This is a genomic window from Micromonospora sp. CPCC 205561 (assembly GCF_036906775.1).
Classification (GTDB): Bacteria; Actinomycetota; Actinomycetes; order Mycobacteriales; family Micromonosporaceae; genus Micromonospora.
The window spans coordinates 62,719-74,789 of sequence record NZ_JBAKHV010000030.1; the positions used below are offsets into that span (position 1 = coordinate 62,719).

General features: G+C 75.9%; 12 protein-coding genes. 10 read left to right on the plus strand and 2 right to left on the minus strand.

Features of this window, described 5'->3' with window-relative positions; all coding sequences use genetic code 11:
- The first annotated feature begins 45 nt into the window (after positions 1–45).
- The 6 genes from V6V16_RS17265 to V6V16_RS17290 all read left to right on the plus strand — a co-directional run bounded on the left by V6V16_RS17265 (position 46) and on the right by V6V16_RS17290 (position 8,112).
- Positions 46–1,053 (plus strand): Gfo/Idh/MocA family protein, encoded by a 1,008-nt coding sequence (locus tag V6V16_RS17265; RefSeq protein WP_334563296.1) that lies wholly within the window; start codon positions 46–48, stop codon positions 1,051–1,053.
- Positions 1,046–2,134, plus strand: coding sequence for a zinc-dependent alcohol dehydrogenase (locus V6V16_RS17270; protein WP_334563298.1), 1,089 nt, complete (start codon positions 1,046–1,048; stop codon positions 2,132–2,134). The genes V6V16_RS17265 and V6V16_RS17270 overlap by 8 nt, the downstream gene beginning before the upstream one ends.
- Before the next feature lie 32 nt (positions 2,135–2,166).
- A complete protein-coding gene (locus V6V16_RS17275) occupies positions 2,167–4,011 on the plus strand; it encodes an ABC transporter ATP-binding protein (protein WP_334563299.1) in 1,845 nt (614 codons plus the stop codon).
- Positions 4,012–4,110: 99 nt separating this feature from the next.
- Positions 4,111–6,402 carry an accessory Sec system translocase SecA2 gene (gene secA2, locus V6V16_RS17280; protein WP_334563300.1) on the plus strand — a complete coding sequence of 764 codons (2,292 nt, stop codon included), beginning with the start codon at positions 4,111–4,113 and terminating at the stop codon, positions 6,400–6,402.
- 182 nt (positions 6,403–6,584) lie between these two features.
- The gene (locus V6V16_RS17285; RefSeq protein WP_334563301.1) at positions 6,585–7,325 is read left to right on the plus strand and encodes a GAF and ANTAR domain-containing protein; all 741 of its coding nucleotides are present in this window, start codon (positions 6,585–6,587) and stop codon (positions 7,323–7,325) included.
- 268 nt (positions 7,326–7,593) lie between these two features.
- A complete protein-coding gene (locus V6V16_RS17290) occupies positions 7,594–8,112 on the plus strand; it encodes a DUF2231 domain-containing protein (RefSeq protein ID WP_334563302.1) in 519 nt (172 codons plus the stop codon).
- Between the two features lie 226 nt (positions 8,113–8,338).
- Here V6V16_RS17290 and V6V16_RS17295 read toward each other — a convergent pair whose 3' ends face one another.
- The gene (locus V6V16_RS17295) at positions 8,339–9,295 is read right to left on the minus strand and encodes a DUF3500 domain-containing protein (protein WP_334563303.1); all 957 of its coding nucleotides are present in this window, start codon (positions 9,293–9,295) and stop codon (positions 8,339–8,341) included.
- A gap of 112 nt (positions 9,296–9,407) precedes the next feature.
- Entirely contained in the window at positions 9,408–9,806 is a 399-nt protein-coding gene (locus V6V16_RS17300) for an ankyrin repeat domain-containing protein (RefSeq protein ID WP_334563304.1), read from the minus strand.
- A 63-nt stretch (positions 9,807–9,869) separates the two neighbouring features.
- On the opposite strand from V6V16_RS17300, the gene V6V16_RS17305 reads away from it, so the two are divergent.
- The 4 genes from V6V16_RS17305 to V6V16_RS17320 all read left to right on the plus strand — a co-directional run bounded on the left by V6V16_RS17305 (position 9,870) and on the right by V6V16_RS17320 (position 11,948).
- Entirely contained in the window at positions 9,870–10,247 is a 378-nt protein-coding gene (locus V6V16_RS17305) for a signal peptidase I (protein ID WP_334563305.1), read from the plus strand.
- Positions 10,248–10,356: 109 nt separating this feature from the next.
- Complete coding sequence (locus V6V16_RS17310) at positions 10,357–10,812, plus strand: cysteine dioxygenase (RefSeq protein WP_334563307.1); 456 nt, start codon at positions 10,357–10,359, stop codon at positions 10,810–10,812.
- Positions 10,813–10,859: 47 nt separating this feature from the next.
- Positions 10,860–11,345 carry a rhodanese-like domain-containing protein gene (locus V6V16_RS17315; RefSeq protein WP_334563309.1) on the plus strand — a complete coding sequence of 162 codons (486 nt, stop codon included), beginning with the start codon at positions 10,860–10,862 and terminating at the stop codon, positions 11,343–11,345.
- 48 nt (positions 11,346–11,393) lie between these two features.
- Positions 11,394–11,948 (plus strand): winged helix-turn-helix domain-containing protein, encoded by a 555-nt coding sequence (locus tag V6V16_RS17320; RefSeq protein WP_334563311.1) that lies wholly within the window; start codon positions 11,394–11,396, stop codon positions 11,946–11,948.
- The last annotated feature ends 123 nt before the right edge of the window (positions 11,949–12,071 follow it).

Genomic DNA, 12,071 nt, shown 5'->3' on the forward strand with positions numbered 1-12,071 from the left:
GGGGAGTGCTGTCGCCGAACGCGAAACTGTGGCGGAAGGGTTTTCATGCGCACGTGCCGGGTGGGACTGGTAGGGGCCGGCGGGGTGGCGCAACGCCATGCCAGGGTGTTGGGCGGCTTCACGGACGTGGAACTGATCGGAGTGACCGACGTGGCGCCGGAGGCGGCGGCGCGGCTGGCGGGCGAGCACGGCGCCCGCGCCTACGGCGACGTCGACGAGCTGCTGGCCGCCGGCCCGGACGCGGTCTACGTCTGCGTGCCGCCGTTCGCCCACGGGCCGGCGGAGGAGGCGGTCGTCGCGGCCGGGGTGCCGATGTTCGTGGAGAAGCCGGTCGCCGTCGACCTGGTGACCGCCGAGCGGATCGCCGACCTGGTGGCCCGGCGGGGGCTGCTCACCGGCGTGGGGCACCACTGGCGGTACCTGCCGGTGGTGGAGCAGGCCCGGGAGCTGCTCGGAGACCGTCCGGTGCGGATGGTCAGCGGCGCGTGGTGGGACAAGGTGCCCCCGGTGGCCTGGTGGTCGCGGCGGGACCGCTCCGGCGGCCCCGTGGTCGAGCAGGCCGCGCACGTACTGGACCTGGTCCGGTTCCTGGTGGGGGAGGCCACCGAGGTCACCGCGTACGGCAACGGGACACCGCCGCCGGTCGACGGCGCCGACATCGACTCGGTGACCACCGCCACGCTGCGCTTCGCCGGCGGCGCGGTCGGCACGCTCAGCGCCGCCTGCGTACTCGGCTGGAAGCACCGCGCCGGGCTGGAGATCCTCGCCGACGGGCTGGCCCTGTCGCTGAGCGAGGACGGTCTGGTGGTGCGCGACGCCGACGGGGAACGCCGCTTCGCCGCCGACCCGGACGACGCCCGGGTGGCCGTGGACCGGGCCTTCGTCGACGCGGTCCGGGGCGTCGGCGACGACGTCCGCGTGCCGTACGCCGAGGCGCTGGGCACCCAGCGGCTCGCCCTCGCGGTCGCCGACTCCGCGCGTACCGGCCGGACCGTCCGCCTGGACGCGCCCGCCGCCGCGCCGCTCGCCACGGGGGTGACCGTCGATGCGTGACCGGGTGGTCGTGGTCAGCGGCCCGGGACGGGTGGAGCTGGTCGAGCAGGACGCCGCCGAGGTCACCGACGGCACCTTCCGGGTGGAGACGCTCTTCAGCGGCGTCTCCGCGGGCACCGAACTGAGCTACGTCAAGGGCACCAACCCCTACCTCAACGTCACCTGGAACGCCGATCTCGGCCTCTTCCAGCCCGGCTCGGCAAGCACCCCATACCCGGTGACCCGGCTGGGCTACATGCAGGTCGGCCGGGTGGTGGAGAGCCGCACCCCCGCGGTGGCCGTGGGCACGGTCGGGGCCATGACGTACGGACACCGCACCGGCTGGGTCGCCGATCCGGTCGCCGAGCGGTTCGTGCCGCTGCCCGAGGACCTGGACCCGCTGCTCGGCGTCTACGTCGCGCACATGGGGCCGATCTGCGCCAACGGGGTGCTGCACGCGGCCGCCGACCTGTACGGCACCGACGTGCGGTCGCTGGGCGACGGGGTGCGCGGCCGCCGGGTGGCGGTCGTCGGCAGCGGGGTGGTGGCCCTGCTCACCGCCCTCTTCGCCCGGCGGCACGGTGCCGCCTCGGTGGTCGTGCTCGACCCGACGCCGCAGCGCCGCGCCGTCGCCGAGGCGCTGGGCCTGGAGACCCTCGACCCGGAGGCCGACGACCCGGCCGTGGTGCTCAAGACCCGCTGGGCGCACGGTCCCGGCGACCGGGGCGCCGACGTGGTGTTCCAGTGCCGGGGGCAGGCGTGGGCGTTGCAGCTCGCGCTGCGCCTGCTGCGCCCGCAGGGCACGGTGGTCGACCTGGCCTTCTACCAGGCCGGCGCGGACGAGGTCCGACTCGGCGAGGAGTTCCACCACAACGGACTGTCCCTGCGCTGCGCGCAGATCGGTCGGGTGCCGCGGGGCCTCGCCCCCACCTGGGACCGGGAACGGCTCTCCGCCGAGACGATCGACCTGCTGCGGACGTACGGCGACGTGGTCCGCAAGCACCTGGTCTCGGCGGTGGTGCCCTTCGACGAGGCGCCGACCCTGCTGACCGACCTCGCCGAGCGGCGCCGCCAGGAACTCCAGGTCGTGCTCACCGGCTGACCGGCCGTCGAGGGCCGGCTACCGTTCCTGCCATGGCCGCCGATCCCGCCGACACCCTCGCCGAACCCGCCGCGCCGGCCGCCGACCCGCCCGGGCCGCTCGCCGGTCCCGGCCCTGACGGCGGCGGCGCTGGCGGGAGCGGCGCCGCCCGGCGGGTCGGCCTCGCCGCCCTGCTGCCGTACCTGCGCGCCCACCGCGGCACCCTCGCCGTGGTGGGCGCGCTGTCGCTGGCCGGGGTCGCCGCGTCGCTGGCGCAGCCGTTGCTCACCCGCTCGGTGCTGGACGGGCTCTCCGGCGCCCGCCCGGTGGTCGGGCTGGTCGCGGCGCTGGTAACCCTGGTGCTGCTCGGCGCCGCCCTCGGCGGCCTGCGCGACTACCTGCTGCAACGCACCGCGGAGGGGGTGGTGCTCGGCACCCGGCGGCGGCTCGCCGGGCACCTGCTGCGGCTGCCGATCGCCGAGTACGACCGCCGCCGCACCGGCGACCTGCTCTCCCGGGTCGGCGCGGACACCACGCTGCTGCGGGCGGTGGTCACCTCCGGGCTGTTCGAGGTGGTCACCGGCGCGGTGATGGTGCTGGGGGCGGCCGGCGCGATGATTCTCCTCGACCCGGTGCTGTTCGGGGTGACCCTGCTCGGGGTGGCCGCCGGCATCGGCTTCGCGGTCGCCTTCGCCCGCCGGGTGCGCGACCTGGCCCGCATCGCCCAGGAGCGGGTCGGCGAGATGACCTCGGCGGTGGAGCGGGCCATCTCCGCCGCCCGGACCATCCGCGCCGCCCGCGCCGAGCGGCGCGAGGCGGACGCGATCGGCGTCAGCGCCACCCGGGCGTACGCGGCGGGGCTGCGGGTGGCCCGGGTGCAGGCCTTCGTCGGCCCGGCCAGCGGCGTCACCATCCAGGGGGCCTTCCTGCTGGTCCTCGGCGTGGGCGGGGCGCGGGTGGCGGCCGGCGCCATCACCGTCGGCGACCTGGTCGCCTTCATCATGTTCCTGTTCTTCCTGGTGCTTCCGCTCGGGCAGGCGGTGCACGCCTACACCCAGTTGCAGACCGGGCTGGGCGCGCTCCAGCGGATCGAGGAGGTGCTGGCCGTGCCGGTCGAGGGGGCGACCGACCGCCCGGCGACCGCCCGGGCCCTCGACGGCGGGGCCCCGGCGTCGATCGAGTTCGACCGGGTGTGCTTCGGCTACCCGGGCGGCCCGCCGGTGCTGCGCGAGGTGAGCTTCGCCGTACCCGCCGGCACCCGTACCGCCCTGGTCGGCCCGTCGGGCGCCGGCAAGTCGACGCTGCTGGCGCTGGTCGAGCGCTTCTACGAGGTCACCGGGGGCGCGTTGCGGGTCGACGGCACCGACGTGCGCGACCTGCCCCGCGACGCCCTGCGCGCCCGGATCGGCTACGTCGAGCAGTCTGCGCCGGTGCTGGCCGGCACGCTGCGGGAGAACCTCCTGATCAGCGCGCCGCGCGCCGACGGCGACCGGCTGCGCGCGGTGCTCGACGAGGTCAACCTCGGCCACCTCGCCGAGCGCGGCCCCGAGGGGCTGGACGTGCAGGTGGGCGAGGGCGGGGTGCTGCTCTCCGGCGGCGAGCGGCAGCGGCTGGCGATCGCGCGGGCCCTGCTGGCCGGGCCGCCGGTGCTGCTGCTCGACGAGCCGACCAGCAACCTCGACGCCCGCAACGAGGCGGCCCTGCGCCGGGCGATCGACGCGGTGGCGGCCCGGCGGACCCTGCTGATCGTGGCGCACCGGCTCTCCACGGTCGTCGATGCGGACCAGATCGTGGTCCTCGACGGCGGCCGGGTCGTGGCCACCGGCACCCACGACGAGCTGACCGTCACCAGCCCGCTCTACCGGGAGCTGGCCACCCACCAGCTCCTGGTGGCCTGAGCGGGTCCGCAGCTCGCGGCCGGTCCGGCGGCGACACCCGCGTGGCGGCGCGCCGGGCGGGCCGCCAACGCCGGGCGCGGTCGCGTACCGTTGCCGCTCATGGGTGTGTCGCAACGCTTGAAGAGCAGGTTCCGCCGGTTCCTCCAGCGCCCGGGGACGACGGTCGACCTGGGACCGCTGGAGAAGCTGCTGCCGGCCATCGAGGCGCGCGAGGACGAGCTGACGGCGCTCGACGACGCCGAGCTGACCGAGGCCGCCGGCAAGGCCACGGGCTACGAGGAGATCTGCGCGATCGGCCGGGAGGCCGCCCGCCGAGGCATCGACCAGCGGCCGTACGACGTGCAGCTGCTCGGCGCCATGGCACTGCTCTCCGGCAAGGTCGCCGAGATGGCCACCGGTGAGGGCAAGACGCTCACCGCCACCGTGGCGGCGTACGGGCACGTCCGGCTGGGCAACGGCCCCGTGCACGTGCTCACCGTCAACGACTACCTGGCCCGACGCGACGCGCTGTGGATGGAGCCGGTCTACACGCTGCTCGGCCTGAGCGTCGGCTGGGTCAACGAGGCGTCCACCCCGCAGGAGCGGCGCGACGCGTACGCCTGCGACGTCACCTACGTCTCGGTCAGCGAGGCCGGCTTCGACTACCTGCGCGACCAGCTGGTCACCGACGTGGCGGACCGGGCGCAGCCGCCGCTGCGTACCGCGATCGTCGACGAGGCCGACTCGATCCTCATCGACGAGGCGCGGGTGCCGATGGTCCTCGCCGGCGCGGTCGCCGGCGAGCAGGACCCGGTGCACGCCGCCGCCGCCCAGGTGCGCGGCCTGCGCAAGGGCAAGCACTACACGGTGGCCGAGGACGGCCGCAGCGTCGCCTTCACCGCCGCCGGCCTGGCCGCCGTCGAGGCCAAGCTCGGCATCGACCTGTACGACGAGGAGCACGTCGCGCAGCTCTCCGCGGTGAACGTGGCGCTGCACGCGCACGCCCTGCTGCACCGCGACGTCGACTACATCGTCCGCGACGGCTCGGTCGAGCTGATCGACGAGATGCGCGGCCGGGTGGCGCAGCGCCGCCGCTGGCCGGACGGCCTCCAGGCGGCCGTGGAGGCCAAGGAGGGGCTGGACGCCACCGCCGAGGGCGAGGTGCTCGGCACCATCGCCGTGCAGGCGTACATCGCGCTCTATCCCAAGGTGTGCGGCATGACGGCGACCGCGGTGCTGGTCGGCGACCAGCTGCGGGAGTTCTTCGGCCTCGAGGTGGCGGTGATCCCGCCGAACACGCCGTGTGTGCGCGAGGACGAGCCCGACCGCATCTACGCCACCCGGGCGGAGAAGGAGGAGGCGCTGATCGACGAGATCAAGCGCAACCACGAGCGCGGGCGGCCGGTGCTGGTCGGCACCCTGGACGTGAAGGAGTCCGAGGGGCTGGCCGCCGGCCTGAACGCCGCCGGGGTCTCCTGCGTGGTGCTCAACGCCAAGAACGACGACGAGGAGGCGGCGATCATCGCCGAGGCCGGCGCGTACGGCGCGGTGACCGTCTCCACCCAGATGGCCGGCCGGGGCGTCGACATCCGGCTCGGCGGCAGCGACCAGGCAGACCGCGATCGGGTGGCCGAGCTGGGCGGCCTCTACGTCATCGGCAGCGGCCGGCACGACAGCCGGCGCGTCGACGACCAGCTGCGCGGCCGGGCCGGCCGGCAGGGCGACCCGGGTGGGTCGGTCTTCTTCGTCAGCCTGGAGGACGACCTGGTCGTCCGGCACGCCGGCGACGCCGTCCCGCCGTCGCCCCGGATGAACGCCGACGGCCTCGTCACCGACGAGCAGGTCGACTACGCCGTCGAGCACGCCCAGCGGGTCGCCGAGGGCGTCAACCACGAGATCCACCGCAACACCTGGCGCTACAGCGTGGTGGTCGAGCAGCAGCGCAAGGCCCTGGCGGAGCGCCGGGAGCGGCTGCTGACCAGCGACGTGGCGGCGCTGATGCTGCTCGACCGGATGCCGGAGAAGGCCGGCGAGATGGACGAGGACCTGCTCGCCCGCGTCGCCCGGTCGATCGCCCTCTACCACCTCGACCGGCTCTGGGCCGAGCACCTGGCGGAGCTGTCCGAGGTGCGCGAGGGCGTGCACCTGCGCGCGCTCGGCCGGCTCGACCCGCTCGACGAGTTCCACCGGGCGGCGGTGCCGGCGTTCAACAACCTCGTCCCGGAGATCGAGCGGCGGACCCTCGCGACCTTCGAGGAGACGGAGTTCGAGGAGGACTGGGAGCCGGACGAGGCGAAGCTCGTACGGCCCAGCGCGACCTGGACGTACCTCGTGCACGACAACCCGTTCGGCTCGGAGCTGGACCGCCTGATCGCCTCCGTGGGGCGGCGGCTCAGTTCCGCGTCGCGCTGACACCGGGGCCCCTTCCCGCGCCGCGTGCGCCGGAAGGGGCCCTCTTTCCACCGTTTCGATCCCGGTTTGCGAGGGTAGTAGGGCGGGTCCGAAGAGTCGGGAGAGATGCAGGCGATGGAACAGGTGACGGCGCCGGCCGACCGCGTGGGAACGGGCGCCCAGACAGTGGGAGCTGTGCTGCGGTGAACCTGGAGATGCGGGACCCGGCGGTGGAACGGCTCGGCGTCCTGGAGACCGCCGCGCTGCTGCGTGAGCTGACGGCCGGGCTGATCGCGGTCGACGACTTCGACGAGGCGCTGGACGCGCTGGTGCGTATCGCCCGCAACGCGGTGGCCGGCGTGCGGTGGTGCGGCTTCACCGCGCTGCGGGCCGGGGAGCCGGCCGGCGTGGCCGCCTCCGACGCGCGGCTCGCCGGGCTGGACGACCTGCGGCACGGCCCCGACTCGCCGGCCATGGACGCGATCCGGCTCCGCGAGATGGCCCTCTCCGAGGATCTCGGGCGCGAGCTGCGCTGGCCGGCGTGGACCCCGCGGGCGCGGGAACTGGGCGTGCAGGGGGTGATCTCCGCCCCGGTCGACGTCGACGAACAGGTGATCGGGTCGATCAACCTCTACGCCGGCGCAGCCGACCTGCTCAACACCGACCACCAGCTCACCGCGATGCTGCTCGCCGAGCACGCCGGGCTGCTCCTCGCCGCGGTGCGCGACCGGGCGCGCAAGGCGGCCCAGGCCGGCGAGCTGGACGCCTCGCTGCTCGACGACGGGGTGATCGGCCAGGCGATCGGGGTGATCATGACCCAGCGCGGCTGCCCGGCCGAGGAGGCCCTCGGCGTGCTCCGCAGCGCGGCGTCGTCGCTGGACATCCCGCTGCGGGAGGTGGCCGGCCGGCTGGTCAGCACCGTCTCGCGCCCCCGCGACAGCTGAGCGTCCGCCGCCGCGTCCCGCCGTCGCCGCGCCGACTTGCCCTCGTCGCCGTCCCCGGGCGTCGGTGCGGGCACTCGTCGCGGCGGTCCGGGGCCCTCCAAGGCTCCGCCGAGCGCGTCTCCGCCCGTCGGCCGTTGATGCCTCGCCGCGCCCCGGCGGACCGCCGGTACGGCCGTGACCGGTGGGGCCGGCGCGCCGCGTGTCGTTTCGGCGTGTGGGAGCCCGGGTAGCACCCTGGACTGGTGGCATGCCGACCTGGGGAGGAACCATGCAGAGCCGGTTACGCGTGCGGGGACACCCGATCCAACCGATGCTGGTGACGTTCCCGTTCGGGCTCTTCGTGAGCGCGACCGTGTTCGACCTTACCGACGTGCTCGGGGGGCCGGCCTTCCTCGGCGAGGTGGGCTACTGGACCTCGGTGGCGGCCCTGCTCGCCGCCGCGCTGACCGCCGTGGCCGGCATGATCGACCTGTGGGACGTGCCGGGTGACCGGACCCGCCGCACCGCGGTCACCTTCAACCTGGTGAACGCGGCGATGGCCGCGCTCTTCCTGCTGGCCTGCCTCGTGCGGGCGGACGCCCCGCAGCGCGGCGCCAACGTCGTGCTGCTGCTCACCGAGCTGGTGGCCCTCGGTATCGGCGCGGTCGGGGTGGGGCTGGGCGCCCGGCTGGTGCGCCGCTTCGACGCCGGCCGGCGCAGCGAGGCGACGACCTTCGACGCGCTGGCCGAAGCCCCCGTCGCCACCGTCGACCTCGCCCGCCGCCCCCGCCCCCGCCCCACCCTCTGACCCCCCAACCCCCACCCACCCCACGCCCGCCCCCGCCCCACGCCCGCCCCCGCCCCACGCCCGCCCTCCGCCCCCGCCCCCCGCCCTCGATGCGGCGATCTTGCACTTTGCGCCCCGGCCAAAAGCCGCATTGACCTCGAACCGAGGGCGCAAACTGCAAGATCGACGGGCGGGGAGGCGGGGGCGAGGGGGAGCGGGGCGGGGGCGAGGGGGAGCGCGGGCGGGGTCAGCGGGGTTGGTGGGAGTGGGCGTGGTGGGCGGCGAGGATGTCCGCGCCGAAGTCGCTGGCCGGGCGGCGCAGCACGGTGTGCGCGTGGTTGCCGTCGTCGGTGGTGTTGTCGTACTCGATCAACAGGTCCTCGCCCTGCACCCGGTAGTAGTGGCGCTGGCCGGGCGCGGTCGGGCCGGCCCAGGCGAAGTGCAGCCGCCCGGAGTCCAGCCGGCGGGCCTCCCGGAGCGCCAGCTCGGGCGGGAGCCGGTCCAGGTAGAGCGCGACGAGCTGGTCGAGCAGGGCGCGCCCGGTGGGCCCGAGCCGGTCGGCGGGCACCCCGAGCGGCTCCAGCGGCCCGTCCACCCGGGGACGGGTGGCGCTGATGATGTCCCCGGGGGCCTGGTCGGCGACGATCGCCGCGGCCCGACCGGCCGGGCCGATCGCGTCGAGCAGGGCGCGGCCCAGGTCCTCCTCCACCCCGAGCGGTCGGGAGACCGGGTGGCCGGCGTGCCGGACGGTCGCCGGGTTGGCCCCGAAGAAGATCGGCGCGGGGGAGACCCGGTCGGCGACCACGGTCATACTCACCGAGAGGTGGTGCCCCTCCAGGCGCCACGACCAGGCGTCGTCGCGGGCCGGATCGCCGAAGACCGCCACCCAGTAGTCGCCGCTGTGCCGGCCCCGCCGCCATCCCTCGGCCCGGTCCAGCACCTCCTCCAGCGCCACGATCGCCATCGCCTGGGCGTACGCCGGCGGGCTCAGCGCGGTGGCCAGCAGCCGGTGCGCGGCCTTGCGCCCGACGCGGTCGAGGTCGGCGAGGCAGATTCCGGGCCGGGGGCGGGGCCGGTACTCCAGCCAGCGACGGGCCGGCTCGTCGTCGAATCCGTGGGCGGCGCGGGCACGGGCGGGCTCGTTGAGCGCGGCCAGCAACGCCGTCGCGGCGGTACGCATCTGTTCGGGCAGGGGATCCTCCACCGCCTCTGTATACCGGCCGGGAACGGGGCGCGCCGGGCGTCGCGGCCGATGGGCCGGGGCGCCTTGCCGGCGCCCGTGGTCGGCCGCCGGCGCCGTCGATCGGGCGGCGCGCTCAGCCGGGCGGCGCGCCCAGCAGCGTGAGCATCTCGGCGAGGTCGAAGAAGTGGGCGGTCTCCACGGCGGAGGGGCTGCCGTGGTGCGGGTCGGCCCCGGCGGCGAGCAGCGCCCGGACCGCCTCGGTGCTGCTGCGGAAGGCCGCGGCGGCGAGGGCCGTCTGTCCCCGGTCGTTGGTGCGGGAGTGGTCGGCGCCGCGGGCCAGCAGCGCGGCCACGGTCTCCGGGTGGGCGTGGTACGCCGCCAGGATCAGCAGGGTGTCGCCCTTGTCGTTGGTCAGGTCGACCGGCAGCCCCGCGTCGACGTAGTCGGCCAGCTCGGCGGTGGCGCCGTCGCGGGCCAGGTCGAACATCCGGTGCGCGAACGCCAGCGTCTCGGCGTCGAGTTCCTCACTCACCGGTCCAGGCTAGTCGGACGGCGGCCTGGTAGGTTGCCTGGCCGGCAGGCTGGGGGAGGGGCCATGGACGACAGGGTGTACGTGGGCAACGCGGGCGTCGACGGGGCGACGAACGCCGGCTGGCTGCTGGGTCACTTCATGCCGCCGGGCGACGCGCGGCACAGCGGCGACGTCGAGGTGAAGTGGGGGGTGCATCCCGCCGGGGAGGCGCGCTCGGCGTGGGCCACGGGCGAGCGGCGTACGGCCCTGCTGGTGCTGGTGAGCGGCCGGTTCCGGGTCGAGTTGCCGGACCGGTCGGTGGTGCTCGGCGAGCCCGGTGACTACGTGGTCTGGGGGCGGGGCGTGGACCACTCGTGGTACGCCGAGCGCGAGTCGGTCGTGCTGACCGTGCGCTGGCCGTCGGTCCCCGGCTACCGGGTGGCGCCGCCGGTCCGCCGCTGATCCGTCTCCGGTGGCAGTCGAGGGCGTCCCAGCGTCCGGGAAAACCTACTAAACCAATAGGCTTTGCAGCCTATCCTGGGTCGACACGTCACCGACCCGCGAGGACGCCATGCCCGACCGACGCCCGCCCGACCTGCTCGCCGTCGCGCGCCACTGGGCCGCCGACCCGGCCGGCTGGCCGGTGCCGCTGCGCTTCGACCCGACCGCCCGGTGGTACGCGCGACTGGCCCGCGCCCGCGACCACGAGGTGTGGGCGCTGAGCTGGCTGCCCGGCCAGGGCACCGACCTGCACGACCACGGCGGCTGCGGCGGCGCCTTCCTGGTCGTCTCCGGCGCGCTGACCGAGGAGACGGCGGACGCGGGCAGGCTCCACCCGCACCGGCTCCCCGCCGGCTCCGGTCGTCGCTTCGGCCCCCGACACGTGCACGTGGTGACCAACCGGGACGACGAACCCGCGGTGAGCGTCCATGTCTACCGCCCCGCCCTGCGCCGGATGACCAGCTACCAGCTCGCCGACGGCCGGCTGCGCGTCGCCGAGGTGGCCGAGGCCGGGGTGGCCTGGTGATCCCGCCGTCGCCGACGGACCCGCAGCAACCAGTGGAAGGAAAGACCATGGCGCCCACCGACGACCCGCACGCGTGGCCGGCACCGCCGGGCTCCCGGAGCATCGACGAGATCCTGGCCGCCGCCCGGGCCCGGCTCGACCGGCTGGATCCCGAGCGGGCGCACCTGGCGTACCGGGGCGGGGCCCTGCTCGTCGACATCCGCCCGGCCGCGCAACGGGCCGCCCATGGCACCGTGCCCGGCTCGACGGTGATCGAGCGCAACGTGCTGGAGTGGCGGTTCGACCCACGCTGTCCCGCACGGCTGCCCCAGGCGGTCGGCTACGACCTGCGGGTGCTCGTCATCTGCCAGGAGGGCTACACCTCCTCGCTGGCCGCCGCCGCCCTCCAGGACCTCGGCCTGCACCGCGCCACCGACGTCGTCGGCGGCTTCGTCGCCTGGCGGCTCGCCGGGCTGCCCGTGCTCGGCCCCACCCCGCCGCAGCGTCCGTCCGTCCCCGCGCCCCCGGTGACCGCCGGCCGGGCGCCGTCCTGACCGCCGCGCCCCACCGGGCGGGGCGGCACCGCCGCCGCAGGAGGCTCCATGTCCGTCGTCGCCATTCCCACCCGAACCCACCCGGCCGGCCGCCCCGAGCGGATCGGGCCGGTCCGCCAGCGGGCCACGCCGACCGTCACCATCACCCTCGACCTGGCGCCGGGGCCGATGAGTCCCCGGCTGGCCCGGCTGCTGGAACTGATCGGCGAACTGGCCGAGTCGGGCGAGGGGAGGCTGCGGCCGGCGGGCGAGGAGGAGCGCCCGCCGGCCCCCCGCGCGGTCCCGGCCGACGCGCACCCCGACGCGATCCGGATCGTCGCCGCCTCGCGGATGGTCCACCAGGGCGCCCGCGTCGTCCCCCTGACCCGCATCGAGTACGACCTGCTGCTGTTCCTGGCCGAGCAGCCCCGCCGGGTCTTCACCCGCCTGCAACTGCTCAGCCGGGTGTGGGGCTACGAGCACGCGGTGGCGCGCACCGTCGACGTGCACGTCCGCCGGCTGCGGGCCAAGCTCGCCGCGGCCGCGCCGGTGGTGACCACCGTGTACGGCGTCGGCTACCGGCTCGCCGACGAGGCGCGCGTCGAGATCGACCGGGGGCACTGACCCCGGCGCCGGCCCCGCCGCGCGCGGCGCACCCGCTCTCCGGGTGCGCCGCGCCGCCGCGCGCGCCGGGCGTTCCCGGGCCGGGGCCGCGCCGCCCCCCCCCGCGGGGACCCGCGCCCGCCC